Consider the following 20,367-nt stretch of genomic DNA (forward strand, 5'->3'; position numbering starts at 1 on the left):
GCGGTCACCGACCTCTCGAGCTGGACGAGGAGTTGAGCATGTCGGACAGCCAGTCTCCGATGAGGTTGAACGCCATCACGGTCACGATCAGGCAGATGCCGGGGATGAAGAGCATCCACGGCGCGATCTGGAAGTAGGTGCTGCCGTCGGAGATCATCTGGCCCCAGGACGCTTCCGGGATGGGCACGCCGATCCCGAGGAACGACAGCGCGCTCTCGATGAGGATCGACGAGGCGACGCCGAGCGTCGTGTACACGATGATGGCGGGGACGAGGTGCGGCAGGATGTGACGCCACATGATCGCGCGGTGCGAGAGGCCCAGCGTGCGCGACGCCACCACGAACTCGCGCTCCTTCAGCGAGATCACCATGCCGCGGATGATGCGGGCGAGCGTCGTCCAGTAGATCAGCGCGATCACGATGATGACGTTGACGGTGCTGCGGGTGGTGACCGCGATGAGGGCGGTGCAGAGCAGCAGGATGGGGAACGAGATCACGACGTCGGTGATCCTCATCAGGATCGATTCGGTGACGCCGCCGAAGTAGCCGGCGATCACCCCGACGAGCACGCCCATCACGGTGGCGAGGCCGTTCGCGACGATGCCGATCACGAGCGAGACCCGGGCGCCGTAGATCAGACGCGACAGCAGGTCCCGACCGAGGGCGTCGGTGCCGAGCAGGAATCCGGGTGTGCCCGGCGGCAGCGGCTGCCCCTGCGGGCCGAGGCCCGTGTCGGGGAAGGTCTCGAGCGGATCGTGCGGCGAGAGCAGCGGTGCCAGCAGCGCGATCAGGGCGAGCAGGAGCAGGACGATGATCGAGATCAACGCGGCGGGGTCGTGGCGGAGGCTCCGCCAGACCTCCTTGGCGCGCATCGGCTTGTCGCCGAGCGTCTCGACGTCGACGGCGGCGGCAGCGGGAATGGCCTCGCTCATGATGCGGCCACCACCTCCTCGGGCTCGGCGAAGTGGCAGGCGGCGATCTGACCGCTCGCGGTCACCCGCGCCGCGGGGGCGGTGGTGCGGCAGACGTCCTGCGCCAGCGGGCAGCGCGGGTGAAAGCTGCAGCCCGACGGCGGGTTGGTCGGGCTCGGCGGCTCACCGGTCAGCCGGACGCGCGGCAGCCGCACGGTGCGGTCGATCACGACCGGCTCGGGCACAGCCGACAGGAGGGCACGGGTGTACGGATGCTGCGGCCGCTCGAAGACCTCGTCCCGCGATCCCATCTCGACGATCTCGCCCAGGTACATGATCGCCACCTGGTCGGCCATGAAGCGGAGCGTCGAGAGGTCGTGCGAGATGAACAGGTAGGCGAGGCCGAGCTCCTCCTGCAGATCCTTGAGGAGGTTGAGCACCTGAGCGCGCACCGACACGTCGAGTGCGGACACCGCCTCATCGCAGAGGATGAGGCGCGGGTCGACGCTGAGAGCGCGGGCGATCGAGACGCGCTGCCGCTGGCCGCCGGAGAGCTCGCGGGGACGCCGGTCGGCGAAGCTGCGCGAGAGGCCGACCTTCTCCAGGAGCGCTCTCACCTCGCCGCGCGGGTCGGCGACGCGGTCCTTCCGCAGCCGCACGGCCTCGAGCAGCGTGTCGCCCACCGTCATCCGCGGGTCGAGCGAGTCGTAGGGGTCCTGGAAGATCATCTGCATCGTCCGGCGGTATGCCGCGAGAGACGATCCGCGCCGGTGGGCGACGTCGACGCCGTCGAGCAGCATGCTGCCGCTCGCGGGCTTGTTGATGCCCATCAGGGAGCGGGCGATCGTGCTCTTGCCCGAGCCGGACTCCCCGGCGATGCCGAGGGTCTGGCCGGCCTGCAGCTCGAAGCTGACGCCGCGCACGGCGCGCACGGTGTTGCTGCGGCGGCCGGGGCCGCCCGAGCGCCGGAAGGTGACGTGGAGGTCGTCGACCGAGAGGAGAGGAGCGCTCATGCTGCGGTCACCTCCTCGCCCGCGGCGAACGCGGCGGGAGCGGTCACTCCGCAGGCGACCAGCTGGCCCGCCGAGCCGTTCGTGGTCGGCACGAGCGCGGGGTCGATCGCGGAGCAGGCGTCCACCGCGAGGGCGCACCGCGGCGCGAACGAGCAGCCGCTCGGTCGGCGGCCGGCGACCGGAGGCGTGCCGGAGATGGAGGAGAGACGGTGCGGCACCGGCTGGTCGAGCTTGAGGATCGACTCGAGCAGGGCCTTGGTGTAGGGATGCTGCGGGTCGCCGACGATCTGCTCGGCGGTGCCCTGCTCGACGATCCGGCCGGCGTACATCACGAGGATGCGGTCGCAGAAGCTCGAGATGACCCCGAGGTCGTGGCTGATCAGGATGACCCCGGTGTCGGACTCGGTCGCCAGCGTGTCGAGCAGGTCGAGGACCTGGGCCTGGACGGTCACGTCGAGTGCGGTGGTCGGCTCGTCGGCGATGAGCAGGCGAGGCGAGCACGCGGTCGCGATCGCGATGCACACGCGCTGCCGCATGCCGCCCGAGAACGCCCCGGGGTAGTCGCGGAGCCGCGCCTCGGCATCCGGGATGCCGACCTGCTGCAACAGCTCGATCGCCCGCGCGCGGCTCTCCGCCTTCGACATGCCCAGGTGCTCCTGGAGCGTCTCGGTGATCTGGCGCCCGATCCGCATGAGCGGGTTGAGGCTCGACATCGGGTCCTGGAAGACCATGGCCGTCTGCGATCCGCGCCAGGAGCGGAGCTTCGACGTCGAGTACGCCAGGACGTCCTCGCCCTGGAACCGCACGGAGCCCGAGGTGATCTCGCCCGGGGAGGGGATGAGACGCATGATCGCCTGCGAGGTGAGCGACTTGCCCGATCCTGACTCGCCGACGATGCCGACCCGCTCCCCGGCGTGGACCGTGAACGAGACCGAGTCGACGGCGTGGAACACCTCGTCGGACGACGTCGGGAAGTCGACGACGAGGTCGGTGACCTCGAGTAGGGCGGTCATGCGTTCTCCTTCGGGCAGGGTCGGGTGCGGTGCTGCCGGTCACCGTTCGATGGCGGCGGCACCGCACCCGTGGACGGAGCTACTGGCGTTCGGCGGAGCCGTCGGTCTTCCAGTAGTACGCCATGTCCCAGGCCCAGATCGGCTGCGGGTAGTAGCCGCCGATGTTCGCCCCGCGGATCTCGGTCTTGGTGCCGAAGTAGAGCGGCACGACCGGGTTGTCGGCGAGCATCACCTTGGTCGCCTCGAGGTACTTCTCCGCCGCGACCGACTCGTCACTGGCCGAGAGGGCCTGCTGCACGTCGGAGTCCATCTGCTCGTTGCAGTAGTAGGCGAAGTTCTGCCCCTGGGGCACGGCGGTGGCGCAGGAGAGCAGGGCCTGCAGGAAGTCCGAGCCCTCCGGGTAGTCGGCCACCCAGAAGGTCAGCGCGAGCGGAGCCTTGCCCGACCCCGCCAGCTCGGCGAAGGTGTTCGGCGCCAGGGTCTGCAGGTCGACGGTGATGCCGATGTCCTTCAGGTCCTGCTGCATCTGGGGAGCGAGAGCCGAGAAGGGAGCGACGTTCCACGCGTACATCTGGGTGTCGAACCCGTTGGGGTACCCGGCGTCGGCGAGGAGCTGCTTGGCCTTGTCCACGTCCTTGCCGTGGGTGAGGTCGTCACCGGAGTGTCCCAGGACCCCCGGCGGGATGAACTCGGTCGCCGGAGTGCCCTGACCGTTGACGAGCTTGAGCAGCGAGTCGCGGTCGAAGGCGTACGAGATGGCCTCGCGCACCTTCGGGTTGTCGAACGGCGCCGTGTTCATGTTCATCGTCAGGTAGTAGGTGCTCGGCTTGTCGATCGAGATGACCTGATCCTTGAGCTTCGGGTCCGTGGTGATCTGCACGAACTTCGCCGGCGGGATCGGGCTGCCCATCAGGTCGATGTCGCCCTTCTGCAGCATCAGCACCTGGTTGTCCGGGTCGACGCCGAGGATCATGTGCACGTGGTCGGCGTAGGGGCGCGGGGAGTCCCAGTACGACGGGTTGCGGTCGAGCATGACCTGCTGCCCGGGCGTGAAGTCGGCCAGGGTGAACGGGCCGGAGCCGATCGGGGCGGTGGCCACGGTCGAACCGGACCCCTCGGGGATGATCGAGCCGGCCGGCATCGCCATGATGTACTTGAAGGCCGAGTTCGGGGCGTCGAGTGTGACCGAGAGGGTGAGGTCGTCGATCACCTTGATGCCCGACGGGAGGCCGGTGGGGTTGGCCGCGTACTCCTCGGCTCCGGCGATGCCCTTCCAGAACTCCGCGAGGCCGGCCTTGGTGGCGGGGTCGAGCACGCGGGCGTAGGAGTAGGCCACGTCGGCAGCGGTCACGGGGGCGCCGTTCGAGAACGTCAGCCCCTCCTTGAGCTTCATCGTGTAGGTGAGCCCGTCGTCGCTGACCTGCGGGAAGTCCTCGGCCGCCTGGAGCTTCAGGTTGCTGGTGTCGCCGTCGTAGTCGTAGAGACGGTCGAACACCATGCGCATGATGTTCCAGCAGGTGGCGCCGGTGCAGACGGCCGGGTCGAAGGTCTCGGGGTCGGAGGCCGCGGCGGTGGTGATGGTGCCACCGTAGAGAGCGGTCTCGGACGATCCCGAGGCGTTGTCGCCCGACGATCCACCCGCCGGGGCACAGGCGGTGAGGGCGAGCGCCATGGCCGCACCCACCACCGCGATTCGTACGAGTCGTTTCACAGATTTGCCTCTCGATCGGAGTCGGAATCTGAAGATCGATAGCCGACGGGGTCACCAGCACTGCTGAATGTCGTCACGCTAGCACAAACCTGCCGACTGTCGACAATCTACTTTTTTGGACCTGTCTTCCGATACTCTGACCGCATGGAAGCACTCGCTCGGTCCGGCCTCTCGGGGGCCGCCGTCAACGAACTCCGCGAAGCCATCCTCGAGGGGAGGCTCGTTCAGGGAGAGCGTCTGAGCGAGGTCAGTCTGTCCAGCACCCTGGGCGTGAGCAGGGCCCCGATCCGCGAAGCCCTCCTCCATCTCGAGCAGGAAGGGCTGATCGTCTCACTCCCCTACAAGGGGGCGTCGGTCGTGACCCTGTCGCAGCAGGACTTCCTCGAGCTCTCCACGTTGCGCATCGCCCTCGAGAAGCTGGCCTGGTCTCGGGCGATCGAGCGGGCCACGCCCGACGACATCACCGGGCTCCGCGCGATCATCGAGGAGATGGCCGCCGCGGTGAGGAGCGACCAGAAGGCCAAGCTCGTCCGGCTCGACCTCGACTTCCACGACCGGATCTTCACGATCGCCGACCACTCGCGGCTCTACACGGCGTGGACGGCCATCAAGTGGCAGGTCGCGCTGTTCCTCCTGGCGCGCCGGGTGAAGGTCGACGACTACCACAAGATCATCGTGCAGGAGCACGGGTCGCTGATCGACGACATCCTCGTCGACCACTCGGATCACTTCGAGGATCTCATCGAGACCCACATCGGCTCGGGCTACGGGCGTCTGTCGAAGGCCTGATCAGCCCGCCCGGAGTCCGTCGGCGCCCCTGCGTCAGAGGTCGATCTTCTCGTTCTCGATCTCGATCGGGGACCCGGTGACCTTCGACTTCACCAGGCTGAAGACGGTGGCCACCGTCGACCCGGGGGTGTCCCAGTACTCGGCGGAGTCGGCGTGGACGATGAGGGCACGGATGGCCGGATCGGTGCGGCCGCCCGGGAACCATGCCTCCACGCTCGTGTCCCACATCGCGTCGATGTAGGACTGCTCCGAGGTCAGCTCGGCGTGACCGGTGAGCGAGACCCAGGAGTCGTGGTCGCTGAACGCGAGGTTGACGACGGGCCGCTCGGCGAGCCGACCCGCCGTCGAGGAGTCGACGCTGACGAGGAACCAGAGGTCACCGTCGAAGCGGTGGTGCTGCTGCTGCATCGCGAACGGCTGCGACACGGGGTTCCCGTCGCCATCCAGGGTCACGATCATCGTGAGGGGGAAGCCGTCGAGGAGATCCGCGAGGGTCTCGATGTCGTCGTGGTCGGTCATGATGCGCTCCCTCGGTCGTGGACTGCTCCAGACGCTACGTCGGTCGCGTCGGACCGGCCCTCCCTTCCCAGCCTCGACTCAGAGACCCTCGGCGAGGCGGTGGTACGCCGCGTTCCAGCGCACCTCGTGCTCGAAGCCGCGCAGCGTGGTCGACTCGTCGATGGTGAGCAGCTCGATGCCCGCGATGCGCGCGAAGTCGTCGAAGGCCTCGATCCCGACCGCCGTCGACATGACGGTGTGGTGGGCGGCGCCGGCGGTGAGCCAGGCGGCGGCCGACGTGGCGAAGTCGGGACGTGGGCGCCAGACGGCGCGGCCGACCGGGAGGTTCGGCAGCGGGGCGCGCGGCTCGACCACGTCGACGACGTTCGCGGTGAGGCGGAAGCGGTCGCGCATGTCCGACAGGGCGACGACGACCGCAGGGCCGGGCTCGGCGGTGAAGACGAGCCGGACCGGGTCGTCCTTACCGCCGATGCCGAGCGGGTGCACCTCGAGCGAGGGGCGCGCCACGGTGAGCGACGGGCTGACCTCGAGCATGTGGGCGCCGAGGATGGTCTCCGCACCCTCGACGAGGTCGTAGGTGTAGTCCTCCATGAGGCTCGCCCCGCCGGGGAGCCCGGCGCCCATGACGTTCGCGACCCGGACCAGGATCGCGGTCTTCCAGTCGCCCTCGGCTCCGAACCCGTAGCCCTCGGCCATCAGCCGCTGCACGGCCAGGCCCGGGAGCTGCTTGAGCGTGCCGAGGTCCTCGAAGCTCGTGGTGAAGGCGGCGAACCCGCCCTCCTCGAGGAAGGAGCGCAGCCCGAGCTCGATCGCGGCGCCGTCCCGGAGGGATGCGTGCCGCTCGCCTCCGGCTCGCAGCTCGGGCACGACGTCGTAGAGCTCCTCGTACTCCTTGACGAGGGCGTCGACCGCGGCGCCGTCCTCCTCCGCCGCCTCGACGGCCGCGGCCAGTTCGTTGACCGACCAGGTGTTGACCTGCACACCGAGCCGGTGCTCGGCCTCGGTCTTGTCGCCCTCCGTCACCGCGACGTACCGCATGTTGTCGCCGAAGCGGGCGAGCTTCATGGTCTGCGCCGCGTTCCAGCCGGCCGCCGCGCGCGCCCACGTGCCGATCTCGGACGTGACGCGGGGGTTCGTCGCGTGACCGACCACGGTCTTCCGGGCGATGCCGAGGCGGGTCTGGATGTAGCCGAACTCGCGGTCGCCGTGGGCGGCCTGGTTCAGGTTCATGAAGTCGAAGTCGATCTCGCCGTAGGGCAGCTCGACGTTGGCCTGGGTGTGCAGGTGCAGCAGCGGCTTCTGCAGCGCGTCGAGGCCGGCGATCCACATCTTCGCGGGGCTGAAGGTGTGCATCCACGCGATCAGGCCGATCACCGAGTCGTCGCCGTTGGCGTCGAGCATCGCGCGCCGGATGGCGGCCGGATCCGTGAGCACGGGCTTCCAGACGATCCGCACCGGCACGTCGCCGGCGCCGTCGAGGGTCGACGCGATGGCCCTCGACTGGTCGGCGACCTGGCGGAGGGTCTCCTCTCCGTAGAGGCCCTGGCTGCCGGTGAGGAACCAGATCTCGAGGCCGTCGAAGGAGGTGGTCAGAGGGGTGCGAGTGCTCACGCGAGTGATCCTGTCGGGTCCTGTCCGTAGACGTTCTGGTAGCGGTGGAAGAGGGAGTCGATCGCGTCCTGGGCGATCGGGAGGGGCGTGCCGACCTGGTGGGCGACGGCCACGCTGCGGGCCACGTCCTCCACCATGACCGCGGCCTTGACGGCGTCGCGGGCGTCCTTGCCGATGGTGAAGGGGCCGTGGTTCTGCATCAGGACGGCACGGGAGCGGTGTCCGCGGAGCGTCTCGACGATCCCGCGCCCGATCGAGTCGTCGCCGATGATCGCGAAGGGCCCGATCGGCACCTCGCCCCCGAACTCGTCGGCCATCGCGGTGGTCACGCACGGGATCGGGCGGCCGGCCGCCGCCCAGCCCACCGCGTAGGGCGAGTGGGTGTGCACGACCCCGCCCACCTCGGGCATCTCCCGATACACGTAGGCGTGAGCGGCGGTGTCGCTCGACGGCGACCGGTCGGATCCGGGCGAGCCCGGCACCACCTCGCCGTCGAGCGTGCAGAGGATCATGTTCTCTGGTGCGAGGTCGTCGTAGGAGACACCCGAGGGTTTGATCACGAACAGGTCGGCCCCCGGAACCCGGCCCGACACGTTGCCGCCCGTCCAGACCACGAGTCCGTAGCGGACGAGCTCGGCGTGCAGCGACGCGACCTCGGCGCGGATGCGGTCGATCACGGCACCGAAGTCGGCGCCGGTGGGCGCGCCGCCGGTGGCGCGGATGCTGTCGGTCGTCATGCGAGTGCCTCCACAGCGGCGCGCTCGACCGCCAGGCCGGCGTCGTAGCGCTCCAGGTAGCGGGCGAACCCGGCCACGTCGGCGGGGTCGGGCGAGGTCGTCTCGGACGGCGCGTCGGCGAAGACCACGTCGTGGAGGTACTCGGCCAGCGGGAGATCCGAGCGGCGCAGGTAGGCCGCGAGCACGGCCATGCCCCATGGGCCGCCCTCGCCGGCCGTGGCCGACACCGTGACGGGCGCGTCGAGGGCTCCGGCGAGGAACCGCTGGGCGACGCCGGCGGTGCGGAACATGCCGCCGTGGGCGGACATCCGATCGAGGCCGACGCCCTCGTCGGCGAGCACGCGCATGCCGAGCGCGAGCGTGCCGAAGACGCCGTAGAGCTGGGCGCGCATCACGTTGGCGAGCGAGAACACGCTGTCGGGGGAGCGCACGAAGAGGGGCCGACCCTCGGCCAGCCCGGCGATCGGCTCGCCGGCGAGGTGGTTGTAGGCCAGCAGGCCGCCCGCATCCGCGTCGCCGGCGAGGGCCTCGCGGAACAGGACGTCGAACACGGCGTCGCCGTCGGTGCCGGCGCCGGCGCCGGACGCCTCGCTGAAGCGCGTGAAGAGGCCCGCCCAGGCGGCGAGCTCGCTCGCCCCGTTGTTGCAGTGGACCATCGCGACGAGGTCGCCCGCGGGGGTTGTCACCAGGTCGAGCTCGTGGTGCACCGAGGTGAGCGGACGCTCGAGGACGACCATCGCGAAGATGCTGGTCCCGGCGCTGACGTTCCCGGTGCGCGGCGCGACCGCGTCGGTCGCGACCATCCCCGTCCCGGCGTCGCCCTCGGGCGGGCAGAACGGGATGCCCGGCCGCAGGGTGCCGGAGGGATCGAGCAGTGCCGCCCCCTCGGGGGTGAGCTCCCCCGCGGGGGCCCCGGCGGGCAGCACGCGAGGGAGGAGGTGGGTCAGCGCGGGGAGAGTGGACCCGCGCCGACCCACGAGCTCGTCGTACTGCGCGACGATCCGTGCATCCCAGTCCCCGGTCGCGGTGTCGATCGGGACCATGCCGGAGGCGTCGCCGACGCCGAGGACCTTCTGACCGGTCAGCGCGACGTGCACGTACCCGGCGAGCGTGGTGACGAAGTCGACCCGGCCGACGTGCGGCTCGGCGTCGAGGACGGCCTGGTGGAGGTGGGCGATCGACCAGCGCAGCGGGATGTTCACGCCGAAGAGCTCGGTGAGCTCGGCCGCCGCCGTGCCGGTGTTGGTGTTGCGCCAGGTGCGGAACGGCACGAGCAGCTCGCCGTCGGCGTCGAACGGAAGGTACCCGTGCATCATCGCCGAGACGCCGATCGCGCCCGCGGTCGTCAGCTCGACGCCGTGACGCCGGCGGACATCGGCGGCGAGCGCCGCGTACGCCGCGCGGAGTCCCTCCCACACCGCCTCGAGGGAGTACGTCCAGAGCCGGTCGACGAACTGGTTCTCCCAGTCGTGGCTCCCGGTCGCGAGGACGACCGTGGGGTCGTCGGCGTCGACCAGGCAGGCCTTGATCCTGGTGGATCCGAGCTCGATGCCGAGCGCCGTCCGTCCCGACGCGATCGTGTCGGGATCGCCCTCCCGTGCATCCGTCATGCTTCTGCCTCACCTCATTGTGACCGGTCACATTTCTGAGGAGAGCATACGGGATGCGCGCCACCGGCGCCATCACGCGTCGACGGGCGGACCTCCGATCCGCGCTCCGGCGGCCTCAGCCGACCCGCGTGACCGAGAGGGCGTAGATCGTCGGGTCTCCGTCGTGCTCGAGGGTCGTGACGAGGCCCGCCTCGGGGATCGTGGCGTCGAACGCGACGGTCGCGTTCGAACACGTCGCACTGTCGCCGGCCGTGGCGCCGTCGATCGTCGTCACCGTGGCGGTGATCGTCCCCTCGCCTCGGCAGGCGAGCTGCATCTGATAGCTCCCGGCCTCGAGGGTGCCGTTCGTCGACACCAGGCGCTGGGCCGAGTGCTCGCTCATCCACCCGGACGACGTGCCCTGGTGGCCCGGGGAACCGTCGGCCGGCACGGCCTCGCTCGCCCAGCCCGGGATGTCGGCGGCGGGGATCGGCAGCTGCGCCTCCTCCTCGACGGCCAGCTGCTCGGCCACCGCGGTGGGGTCGGGTGTGGCCGGTGGGGTCGAGGCGGCCGTCTGGACCTCGGCGTCGCCCGTCGGGCCGACGCAGGAGCTGAGCGTCCCGGCGGCGAGCACCATCGCGGCGATCGGGCCGGCCGTGCGGAACGCGGTACTGGTCGTGGCGTTCATCCCGGCACGCTAGGCGCCGAACGTTGACGCCGCATCCGAGCGCCCCTCCCCCATCCGTGGTAGAGCCTCCGACTCCCCGGGTTTGTCCACCGAATGAACCCTCTTCCGTCCGGGAAGGAGCGTTTCGTGGACAAACCCGGCACGCCCGCTCGGGCTGCGCCCCGAGGGGAGGGGGGTCAGGGAAGGGGAGCGGTGCTGCGGCGGGGGATGAGGAGGGGGGCGATGGGGACGGACGGGCCGTCCGCGTCGAGGCCGAGGAGGCGGTCGACGCAGCGCCGGCCGAGCTCGGCGAAGTCCTGGCGCACGGTGGTGAGCGGTGGCCAGAAGTGGGCGGCCTCGGGGATGTCGTCGAACCCGACCACGCTGATGTCGTCCGGCACACGGACACCGCCCTCGTGGAGGGCGTGGAGAAGCCCCAGCGCCATCTGGTCGTTCGACGAGAACACCGCGGTGATGTGCCGTCGGGCGGCGAGCTCGAGACCGATCCGGTATCCGGAGCCGGCGCTCCAGTCGCCCTCGAGGATCGCCGCCGGCGCCAGCCCGGCCGCATCCAGCGCGGCACCGAAGGCGGCCGCGCGGGCCGTGGCGTCGAGCCAGTCCGACGGGCCGGCGATGTGGGCGATCGAGGTGTGGCCGAGCTCCAGGAGGTGGGCGACCGCGAGGCCCACGCCCGCCGCCTGATCCACCGCGAGCCCGGGATGCGTCCCGTGGCCCGGCGCCTGCAGCATCACGCGGGGCAGGGCGCGAGGGAGCGTCTCCACCGCGGTGAGGGCCTCCCCGTGCGGGGCGATCACGGCGAGCGCCTCGATCTGCTGGGAGAGCAGGTGGTCGAGCGAGGACCGCACCTCGGTGGGGCCGATGCCTCCCGTGTCGGCGACGGAGACCGTGTACCCGTGCGATCGGGCCGCGGTCTCGATGGCCTGGATGCACGACGCCGGCCCGTACTCGGCGCTCGACGTGGCGAGGATCCCGATCACGCCCGACCGGCGCATCGAGAGCGACCGCGCCGCGCGGCTCGGCGTGTACCCGAGCTCGGCGATGACCGTCCGGACCCGCTCCCGCGTCGCGGGCCGCACGCTCGGGTGGTCGTTCAGCACGCGGGACACCGTCTGATGCGAGACCCCCGCCAGCCTGGCGACGTCGCGGATGCTGACGCCCGAGACCCCGTCCTCGGCGGGCGGCCGCGCCTCGGGAGTCGTCATCCGGCGAGTGTATCGGGCACGGAGCACGTCGAAGGGGCCGCCGGACGCCCGGACGGGAGCAGACTGGGGGTCATGCGCATCGCGGTCACAGGGTCATCCGGCAAGCTCGGGTCGGTCGTCGCGGCGGAACTGAGAGCCGCCGGCCACGAGGTCATCGGCCTCGACGCCGTCGGCCGGCGCGGGCCGGGGTTCGTGCAGGTCGACCTCACCGACCACGGCCAGGTGATCGACGCGCTCGGCGGTGTCGGCGATCAGCACGACGGGGTGGATGCGCTCGTGCACCTGGCCGCGATCCCCGCGCCGGGCATCCGCAGCGACATCGCCACCTTCCACAACAACATCGCGGCCACCTTCAACGTGTTCTGGGCGGCGACGCGGCTCGGCATCCGCCGCATCGTCTACGCCTCCAGTGAGACCGTGCTCGGGCTGCCGTTCGACGTGCCGCCGCCCTACATCCCGGTGGACGAGGACTACCCGGCGCGCCCCGAGTCGGTGTACTCGCTGGTGAAGCACCTCGAGGAGCAGCTGGCGATCGAGCTCGTGCGCTGGCATCCCGATCTCTCGATCACCGCCCTCCGGTTCTCGAACGTGATGGTCGACGAGGACTACGCCGCCTTCCCGTTCGACGACGACCCGCTCGAGCGCAAGTGGAACCTGTGGGGCTACATCGACGCCCGGGATGGCGCGCAGGCCGTGCAGCGGGCGCTCGAGGTCGCTCCCCCGGGCTTCGACCGCTTCATCATCGCGGCCGCCGACACGGTGTCGACCGTCCCGAACGAGGAGCTCATCGCCGCGGTGTTCCCCGACGTGCCGAGGAAGCGCGCGGTGACCGCTGACGAGACGCTGCTGTCGATCGACAAGGCCCGTCGCCTCCTCGGCTACGCGCCGACGCACTCCTGGCGTGACTCCCGCGGCACCAGCAGCACGCGCGACACCCCCGGCACCAGCGGGTCGCGCACCTGACGCCTGCTCAGCGCGGCCGCGTCGACTCCCGCAGCACCAGCCGGGTCGGGATCGGGGTGTCCTCGGTGACACGATCCGGCTCGTCGGCGAGCACGAGCACCTTCTGCATCATGAGCGCCCCGAGCGCGGCGAAGTCCTGCCGCACGGTCGTCAGCGGCGGCAGCAGATAGGGCGACTCGGGGAGGTCGTCGAACCCGACGACCCCCACGTCCTCGGGCACGCGCAGGCCGCGAGCGCGGAGGGCGGACAGCGCTCCGATCGACATGTGGTCGTTCGCGATGAAGAGCCCGTCGCCGGGCCGGACGTCGAGGTCCTGGACGATCCGATAGCCGCTCTCGGCCGACCAGTCCCCCACCTCGGGCTCGACGACCTCGCGGAGGGCGGCGGCCATCTCGTCGCGCCACCCGCGGACCCGCTCGAGCGCGTCCGGCGCCCGGGACGCCCCGGCCACGTGCAGGATCCGCTCGTACCCCGACTCGATGAGGTGCCGGGTGGCCGCGCGCGCCCCGCGGTACTGGTCGATCGAGACCAGCAGCGGATGGGGGCGGCTGGTCGCCGCGGCGGCGACCAGGGGGACGCCGACCTGCAGCCCCTGGATGCTCTGCAGCACCTCGATGTCGACCACGATGAGGACGAGGGCGTCGACACGCTGTCTCAGCAGTCCCTCGACGGCGGTGCGGACGGCCGCGACGTCGTTGTCGGGTGTGCTCACCGCGTCCACGTTGTAGCGCGCGGCGCGGGCCGCGAAGTTGAAGCTGGTGGCGATCGAGGTGGGTCCGTAGTCGAGCGTGCCGGGGGTCACCAGCCCGATCGTGCGCGTGCGGCGGGTCACCAGGGCGCGAGCCGCGGGAGACGGGCTGTAGCGGAGCTGCGCGATCGCCTGCTCCACCCGCGTGCGGGTCGCCGGCTTCACGTTCGGCATGTCGTTGAGCACGCGCGAGACGGTCTGGTGGGAGACGCCCGCCAGGCGCGCGACATCGAAGATGGTGGCGGCGCGCGCCCCCTTGCCCTCAGCCATCCGCGGCGTCTCCCTGCTCGGGGCGCGCGACGAGGGCGAGCAGCCGCTCGGGGGTCAGGTCGGCCGCGGAGAGGGTGTCGACCACCCGGCCGCTGCGGAGGACCATGACCGTCGTGGAGACACGCAGCACCTCCTCGAGCTCGGCCGAGATGTAGACGACCGCCAGCCCGTTGTCCGCGAGCTCGCCGACGAGGCGCTGCACCTCGGCCTTCGCGCCGACGTCGATGCCCCTGGTCGGCTCGTCGAGCACCACGATGTCGGGCGCCAGCGCCAGCAGGCGTGCCAGCAGGACCTTCTGCTGGTTGCCCCCCGACAGCTCGCCCACCTTGCGGTCGATGTCGGCGGGGCGGATGTGGAGGGCGTCGACCCAGCTCTGCGCCAGTTCCCGTCGTCGCGCGACGCTCATCCGGTGGAGCACTCCGCGCTGGGCCTGCAGGGCGAGGGTGATGTTGTCGAGCACGCTGAGGTCGGCGATGATCCCGTCGGATCGGCGGTTCTCCGAGGAGTACACGATGCCCGAGAGAGCCGCCTGTCTCGGGGAGCGGAACACCCGCGGGGCTCCCGCCACCGTGAGCCGGCCCTCATCGAGCCGGTCGACGCCGCTGACGGCTCGCGCGAGCTCGCTCCGGCCCGAGCCGAGCAGACCCGCGACCCCGAGGACCTCCCCCGGCGAGAGGGTGATGTCCGCTCGCTGGATGCCGGGACGCACCGTGATCCCCCGACCCTCGAGGATCGCCACGTCGGGATCGTGCCTCGTCTTCTCCGGCAGCGGCACGTCCTCCGAGGCTCCGGCCGAGCCGAGCATCTTCTCGACCAGGTCGACCCGGAGCAGCTCGCGGGTCGAGTACTCCCCCACGAGCCGGCCGTCGCGCAGGACGGTGACGCGGTCGCAGATCTCGTACACCTGGTCGAGGAAGTGCGAGACGAAGACGATCGCGACGCCGGAGGCGGCGAGCTGGCGCATCACGCGGAAGAGCTCGGCGACCTCGTCGGCGTCGAGGCTGGAGGTGGGCTCGTCGAGCACCAGGATGCGGACGTCGGTCGAGATCGCGCGTGCGATCGCGACGATCTGCTGCAGCGCGAGGGAGTGCGTGCCGAGCAACGACGCGGTATCGACCTCGATGCCCAGCGAGGCGAGCACCTCGGCCGCCTGCTGCCGCATCCGCCTGTGATCGATGGCGCCCAGGCGGCGCGGCTCCCGCCCGAGGAAGACGTTCTCGGCGACCGTCAGGTTCGGGAGGAGGTCGACCTCCTGGTACACGGCGGAGATCCCCGCGCCCTGCGCGTGACGGGGTGAGGCGAAGCGGACCTCGTCCCCCTCGATCCGGATGGTGCCGGAGGTCAGCTGGATGGCCCCCGTGATCGCCTTGAGGAGCGTCGACTTGCCCGCGCCGTTCTCCCCCATGAGGGAGTGGATCTCGCCGGGTCGGAGGTGGAAGTCGACCGAGTCGAGGACCGTCTCCGGCCCATAGCGGACCGTGGCGCCGCTGACGTCGAGCAGCGCCGGCGTCGTCGGCGGCGTCGGGTCCATGGGTCCTATCATGCATGCTCGGGTCGCGGCGCCCGTTCCGCGCCGCGACCCGCGAGGTCAGCTGCGGCGGGCCGACCGCCGGACGATCAGGCGCTGCACGACGACGAACACGAGCAGCAGGGCTCCGACGGTGATCCTCGTCCACGACTGCTCGGCGCCGAGGAACGAGATGATCGTCTTGATCAGCCCGTACACGAACACGCCGATCATCGAGCCGAGGACGAAGCCGCTCCCGCCGGTGAGCAGGGTGCCTCCGATGACCACGGCAGCGATGGTGTCGAGCTCGGTCCCCATGCCGTTCAGCGGATAGCCCGCACCCGAGTAGGCGGTGAGGATGATGCCGGCCAGTCCCGCGCAGACGCCGCTGATGACGTAGGCGATCAGCTTCGTCCGCACGACCGCCAGACCCATGAGCCGCGCCGACTGCTCGTTGCCGCCGACCGCGTAGATCGTGCGCCCGAAGCGCGTGTAGCGCAGCACGATCGCGGCGATCGCGACGGACAGCAGTGCGATGATCCCGGTCGGCGTGATGTACCAGCCCGCGAAGGAGAAGCGGGTCGACTGCAGCCAGAGCAGCCCGCCGTCCTCGACCTTGATCGACTCGAGGCTGACCACGAACGCCAGGCCCCGGGCGAGGAACATCCCGACCAGGGACGCGATGAACGGCTGCACGTCGAAGTACTGCACGAGCAGGCCGATGAGCAGACCGATGGCCGCGCCGATGAGGATCATCGACGGCACCGCGACCCCGACCGGGACCCCGTCGCCGAGGAGCCGGGCGCACAGGATGCCGGTGAACGCCATGACCGCGCCGACCGAGAGGTCGATGCCGCCGGTGAGGATGACGAAGGTCATGCCCACCGCGAGCACGAGGAGGTACGCGTTGTCGAGCAGGATCGACGACAGGATGCGCGGCAGCTGGAAGTTGGGGAAGTAGGCCACCGCGCCGATGATCATGACGAGGAGGATGCCGAGCGCCGCGAAGACCGGCACCCAGGCGACGTGACGGGCGAGGAAGCGTCGGCCGAGGCTCGCGCGCTGCGCGGCCGGGCGCCGGACGGCGGTGAGTGTGGTCATGACAGCACCTTCGAGTCGGGACGGGTCGTGGGCCGGGCGAGTCGGCCGGCGGAGGAGAGCCAGCCGCGCACCCGGCGCGACTGGGCGAGGACGACGATCGCGACCGCGATGGCCATGAACACCGGGCTGACCGCGGGCGGCACTCCGAGGAAGGTGATCGTGCTCTTCAGCGTCTGGATCGTGAAGACGCCGATCACCGTGCCCGCGATGCTGAACTTGCCGCCCGCCAGCGAGGTGCCGCCGAGCACCACGGCGAGGATCGCATCCAGCTCGATGTACAGGCCGGCGGAGTTCGCGTCCGCGGCCATGATGTTCGAGCTGTAGAGGATGCCGGCCATTCCCGCGAGCGTGCCGCTGGCGATGTAGGCGCCCCAGACGATGCTGCGGGAGCGGACACCCGCGAGCCGACTCGCCTCGGGGTTGATGCCGACGGCCTCCGTGAGCATGCCGAGCGCGGTGCGCCGCTCGAGCAGCGCGACCACGGCGATGGCGGCCAGCGAGACGAAGAACGCGAACGGCAGCCCGATCACGTAGCCCTGGGCCATGAACTGATAGGGATCGCTGTTGATCGTGGTGATGAAGCCGCCCGTGATGAGGAGCGCGACGCCGCGACCGGCGAGCATGAGCACCAGGGTCGCGATGATCGGCTGGATGCCGAGCACCGACACCAGGAAGCCGTTCCAGACGCCGAGCACCAGGGCGACGCCGACGCCGGCCAGGATCGCGACGGCGACGGTGCCGAGGCCGCCGGGATCGTTCGATCCCTCGATGACGGTGAGCGAGACCGCGCCCGACACCGCCATGATCGCGCCGACCGACAGGTCGATGCCGCGCGTGGCGATCACGATCGTCATGCCGAGCGCGACGAGCATCAGCGGGGCGCTGTTGCGGAGGATGTCGATCAGCGATCCGTAGAGCTCGCCGTTCTGCAGCGTGATGCTGAGGAACGACGGTCGCGAGACCGTGTTGATGACGATGAGCAGCAGGAGCGCTGCGATGGGCCAGACGAGCCTGTGGGAGAACAGCCTCTTCATGCGATCTTCTCCTGTTCGGTGACGAGCGCCTCGTCCTCGATCGCTGGGGAGTCCTCCGCGGCGATGAAGGCGACGAGATCGTCGACGTCGGTGTCGACGGTCGTCAGCTCGCCGATCTTATGACGGTCGCGCAGCACCGCGACACGTTGCGCGATGCGGAGCACCTCCTCCAGCTCGGAGGAGATGAAGACGACGGAGAGGCCCTTCTCGGCCAGCTCCGCGACCTTCCGCTGGATGTCGGCCTTCGCGCCGACGTCGATGCCCCTGGTCGGCTCGTCGAGGACGAGCAGCTCGGGGGCCGTGGCGAGCCAGCGGGCGAGCAGCACCTTCTGCTGGTTGCCGCCCGACAGGTTGCGGATGAGGGCGTGGGGATCGGCCGGACGCACGCCCAGCGCCGTCATGTACTCCGAGACCAGGGCATCCTTCTCGGCCTTGCTCACCCGGCGGAGCGCGCCCCGCCGGGCCTGCACGCCGAGGAGGATGTTCTCGGCGACCGTCAGGTCCCCGATGATCCCCTCGCCCCTGCGGTCCTCGGACGAGAACGCGACCCGTCGGTCGAGTGCGTGGCGGGGAGTGGTCAGACGCGCCACCCGGCCGTGCACCTCGGTGGTGCCGCTGTCGGCGCGCTCGGCGCCGGTGATGAGACGGGCGAGCTCGGTGCGGCCGGATCCGAGCAGACCGGCAAGGCCGACCACCTCTCCGGGGTGGACGTCGAGGTCGATGGGCTCGAGCATCCCCTTCTTGCCCACGCCGACGGCGCGGAGGACCGGGATGCCGGAGCGGTCGATGGCGCGTCCCGCACTGGCGGAGAGGGAGTCGAGCTCGCTGAGCTCACGACCGATCATGGCGGCGACGAGGGCGCCGCGGTCGATCTCGCCGACCCGGTACTCGCCGACCAGACTGCCGTTGCGCAGCACGGTCAGGCGGTCGGAGATCTCGTAGACCTGGTCGAGGAAGTGGGAGACGAAGAGGATGGCCACACCCCGGTCGCGGAGGCGCCGCACCACGGTGAACAGCTGCTGCACCTCGTCGCGGTCGAGGCTCGAGGTGGGCTCGTCGAGCACCAGCACGCTCGTGTCGACGACCATCGAGCGGCTGATGGCGATGAGCTGCTGCACCGCGATCGAGTGCGTGGACAGCACGGAGCGCGTGTCGAGGTCGAGCCCCAGCTCGGCGAGGTGCCCGGCTGCCTCACGGTGGAGGCGCTTCCAGTCGATGCCGCCCATCCGGCGGGGCTCGTTGCCGAGCATGACGTTCTCACCGACGGTGAGGTTCTGGCACAGGTTCACCTCCTGGTACACGGTGGAGATGCCCGCCGCCTGGGCGTCGGCGGTGGAGCGGAACGTCCGCTCCTGTCCCCCGACGGTGATCGTGCCGGAGTCGATGCCGTAGACGCCGGTGAGCGCCTTGATGAGGGTGGACTTCCCGGCGCCGTTCTCGCCCATGAGCGAGTGGACCTCGCCGGGGTAGAGCGAGAAGTCGACACCGTCCAGGGCCTTGACCCCGGGGAACTGGATGCTGATGCCGCGCATCGCGACGACGGCAGGCGAGGAGAACATGCGGGACGCTTCCTTCGTGAGAGCCGTCCGGCAGGCCGGCGGCTCGTCGAGCGGTGGGAGATGCGCCCCGCGGGAGCTGCGTGAGCCAGCTCGCGCGGGGCGCATCCGTTCGAGGGGCGCCGACCTCGGCGGTCGGCGGCGTCACCCGAGGCGGGAGCGCGTCGGGATCAGTAGGGGCGGCTGTCCAGGACGGCCTTGGCCTGCTCCTGGTCGAACGCCTGGTCCTCGACGATGTACTGCTTGTCGACGGTCTTGCCCGCGAGGACGTCCTTCACCACCTGGGCGACCTGATCGCCGAGGAGCGGGTTGCACTCGACGATGTAGTTGAACTCGCCGTCGGCCAGAGCGGTCATGCCGTCCTTGACGGCGTCGATGGTGACGATCTTGATGTCCTGGCCGGGGGTGAGACCGGCGGCCTTGATCGCATCCAGAGCACCGAGACCCATGTCGTCGTTCTGCGCGAACAGGACGTTGATCTCCGAGCCGTACTTCTGGAGGAAGCCCTCCATGACGGTCTTGCCGTCGGCGCGGGTGAAGTTGCCCGTCTGCGAGTCGAGCACCTTGATCTGGGAGCCCTCGATCGCCGAGTTGAACCCGGTGGCGCGGTCGGTCGCCGCCGACGAGCCCGTGGTGCCCTCGAGGACGACCAGGTTGGTGGGCTGCTTGCCGTAGTTGTCGGCGACCCACTTCCCGGCGGTCTCGCCCTCCTTCTCGAAGTCGAGGCCCACCCAGCTCTCGTAGAGGTCGTCGGGGGCGGAGACCGTGCGGTCCTCGAGGATCACCGGGATGCCGGCGTCCTTCGCCTCCTTGAGCACGTCGTCCCAGCCGTCGCTGACGATCGGGGCGAGCACGATGGCGTCGACACCCTGGTTGATGAAGTTGCGCACCGCGGCGATCTGCGCCTCGGGCTTGTTGTCGGCCGCGTTGAACACGAGGTCGAAGCCGTTCTCGGCCGAGAACGCCTCCTTCATCGACTCCGTGTTCGCGCTGCGCCATCCGCTCTCGGACCCGGTCTGCGCGAACCCGACGGTGATGACGTCACCGCTCGCGCCATCGGTCGACCCGGCACCGCCGGATCCCGACCCCGAACATCCCGTCGCCGCCAGGGCGACGGCTCCTGCCAGCGCCAGACCGGCGAGCAGTCTCTTCGCCTTCATTCCAAAACCTCCTTGTTTCGGTCCGGCCGCATCGCCGGTGTGATTGCAACCCGTGGGGGTGAGTTGTGAATATGTTAGCGATCACAATTGGGCGGCTGTCAAGGTGCGAGCGGAAAGACAGGTGCCCGTTACGGAAAAGAGATCTTCCCGGATGTGCGCGGATGTGAATGTTCACATGCGACAACGACGGCCGCGGGTCGATCAGCACCCCGGGTACCGTGGCGTGCATCCGGCCCCCGCTAGCAT

The 20,367-nt window shown here is 70.3% G+C and carries 18 protein-coding genes; 2 read left to right on the plus strand and 16 right to left on the minus strand.

What is annotated here, in order from left to right:
* Nucleotides 1-4: 4 nt before the first annotated feature.
* From IEX69_RS10570 to IEX69_RS10585, 4 genes are all read right to left on the minus strand, one after another.
* Nucleotides 5-931: an ABC transporter permease gene (locus IEX69_RS10570; protein ID WP_085020944.1), complete on the minus strand. Its 927-nt coding sequence runs from the start codon at nt 929-931 to the stop codon at nt 5-7.
* On the minus strand, nt 928-1,923 hold the full coding sequence (locus IEX69_RS10575) for an ABC transporter ATP-binding protein (RefSeq protein WP_085020945.1): 996 nt from the start codon (nt 1,921-1,923) through the stop codon (nt 928-930). Before IEX69_RS10575 ends, IEX69_RS10570 begins: the two co-directional genes overlap by 4 nt.
* Nucleotides 1,920-2,936, minus strand: coding sequence for an ABC transporter ATP-binding protein (locus IEX69_RS10580; protein ID WP_085020946.1), 1,017 nt, complete (start codon nt 2,934-2,936; stop codon nt 1,920-1,922). Before IEX69_RS10580 ends, IEX69_RS10575 begins: the two co-directional genes overlap by 4 nt.
* Nucleotides 2,937-3,015: 79 nt before the next feature.
* Nucleotides 3,016-4,647 (minus strand): ABC transporter substrate-binding protein, encoded by a 1,632-nt coding sequence (locus tag IEX69_RS10585; RefSeq protein WP_157127318.1) that lies wholly within the window; start codon nt 4,645-4,647, stop codon nt 3,016-3,018.
* Between the two features lie 144 nt (nt 4,648-4,791).
* On the opposite strand from IEX69_RS10585, the gene IEX69_RS10590 reads away from it, so the two are divergent.
* Nucleotides 4,792-5,436: a GntR family transcriptional regulator gene (locus IEX69_RS10590; RefSeq protein ID WP_085020948.1), complete on the plus strand. Its 645-nt coding sequence runs from the start codon at nt 4,792-4,794 to the stop codon at nt 5,434-5,436.
* Nucleotides 5,437-5,469: 33 nt separating this feature from the next.
* On the opposite strand, the gene IEX69_RS10595 is transcribed toward IEX69_RS10590, so the two are convergent.
* The 6 genes from IEX69_RS10595 to IEX69_RS10620 form a co-directional block, all read right to left on the minus strand.
* Entirely contained in the window at nt 5,470-5,955 is a 486-nt protein-coding gene (locus IEX69_RS10595) for a pyridoxamine 5'-phosphate oxidase family protein (protein WP_085020949.1), read from the minus strand.
* A gap of 78 nt (nt 5,956-6,033) precedes the next feature.
* Nucleotides 6,034-7,566: an L-arabinose isomerase gene (araA, locus tag IEX69_RS10600; RefSeq protein ID WP_085020950.1), complete on the minus strand. Its 1,533-nt coding sequence runs from the start codon at nt 7,564-7,566 to the stop codon at nt 6,034-6,036.
* Nucleotides 7,563-8,303: an L-ribulose-5-phosphate 4-epimerase gene (locus IEX69_RS10605; RefSeq protein WP_085020951.1), complete on the minus strand. Its 741-nt coding sequence runs from the start codon at nt 8,301-8,303 to the stop codon at nt 7,563-7,565. The genes araA and IEX69_RS10605 overlap by 4 nt, the downstream gene beginning before the upstream one ends.
* Nucleotides 8,300-9,913, minus strand: coding sequence for a xylulokinase (locus IEX69_RS10610; protein ID WP_085020952.1), 1,614 nt, complete (start codon nt 9,911-9,913; stop codon nt 8,300-8,302). Before IEX69_RS10610 ends, IEX69_RS10605 begins: the two co-directional genes overlap by 4 nt.
* 115 nt (nt 9,914-10,028) lie before the next feature.
* Nucleotides 10,029-10,580, minus strand: coding sequence for a hypothetical protein (locus IEX69_RS10615; RefSeq protein WP_085020953.1), 552 nt, complete (start codon nt 10,578-10,580; stop codon nt 10,029-10,031).
* Nucleotides 10,581-10,756: 176 nt separating this feature from the next.
* Nucleotides 10,757-11,782 (minus strand): LacI family DNA-binding transcriptional regulator, encoded by a 1,026-nt coding sequence (locus IEX69_RS10620; protein ID WP_085020954.1) that lies wholly within the window; start codon nt 11,780-11,782, stop codon nt 10,757-10,759.
* A gap of 72 nt (nt 11,783-11,854) precedes the next feature.
* Here IEX69_RS10620 and IEX69_RS10625 point away from each other — a divergent pair, with 72 nt between their 5' ends.
* Nucleotides 11,855-12,745, plus strand: a complete 891-nt coding sequence (locus tag IEX69_RS10625) for an NAD-dependent epimerase/dehydratase family protein (protein ID WP_085020955.1) — start codon at nt 11,855-11,857, stop codon at nt 12,743-12,745.
* Between the two features lie 7 nt (nt 12,746-12,752).
* On the opposite strand, the gene IEX69_RS10630 is transcribed toward IEX69_RS10625, so the two are convergent.
* The 6 genes from IEX69_RS10630 to IEX69_RS10655 all read right to left on the minus strand — a co-directional run bounded on the left by IEX69_RS10630 (nt 12,753) and on the right by IEX69_RS10655 (nt 20,121).
* Nucleotides 12,753-13,763, minus strand: a complete 1,011-nt coding sequence (locus tag IEX69_RS10630; RefSeq protein WP_085020956.1) for a LacI family DNA-binding transcriptional regulator — start codon at nt 13,761-13,763, stop codon at nt 12,753-12,755.
* Complete coding sequence (locus IEX69_RS10635; RefSeq protein ID WP_085020957.1) at nt 13,756-15,294, minus strand: sugar ABC transporter ATP-binding protein; 1,539 nt, start codon at nt 15,292-15,294, stop codon at nt 13,756-13,758. Before IEX69_RS10635 ends, IEX69_RS10630 begins: the two co-directional genes overlap by 8 nt.
* Before the next feature lie 57 nt (nt 15,295-15,351).
* Nucleotides 15,352-16,371: an ABC transporter permease subunit gene (locus tag IEX69_RS10640; RefSeq protein ID WP_085020958.1), complete on the minus strand. Its 1,020-nt coding sequence runs from the start codon at nt 16,369-16,371 to the stop codon at nt 15,352-15,354.
* A complete protein-coding gene (locus IEX69_RS10645; protein ID WP_085020959.1) occupies nt 16,368-17,405 on the minus strand; it encodes an ABC transporter permease in 1,038 nt (345 codons plus the stop codon). The genes IEX69_RS10640 and IEX69_RS10645 overlap by 4 nt, the downstream gene beginning before the upstream one ends.
* The gene (locus IEX69_RS10650) at nt 17,402-18,964 is read right to left on the minus strand and encodes a sugar ABC transporter ATP-binding protein (protein ID WP_085020960.1); all 1,563 of its coding nucleotides are present in this window, start codon (nt 18,962-18,964) and stop codon (nt 17,402-17,404) included. The genes IEX69_RS10645 and IEX69_RS10650 overlap by 4 nt, the downstream gene beginning before the upstream one ends.
* A 167-nt stretch (nt 18,965-19,131) precedes the next feature.
* Nucleotides 19,132-20,121: an ABC transporter substrate-binding protein gene (locus tag IEX69_RS10655; protein ID WP_085020961.1), complete on the minus strand. Its 990-nt coding sequence runs from the start codon at nt 20,119-20,121 to the stop codon at nt 19,132-19,134.
* Nucleotides 20,122-20,367: the final 246 nt, after the last annotated feature.

Source organism: Cnuibacter physcomitrellae (assembly GCF_014640535.1).
Taxonomy (GTDB): Bacteria; Actinomycetota; Actinomycetes; order Actinomycetales; family Microbacteriaceae; genus Cnuibacter; species Cnuibacter physcomitrellae.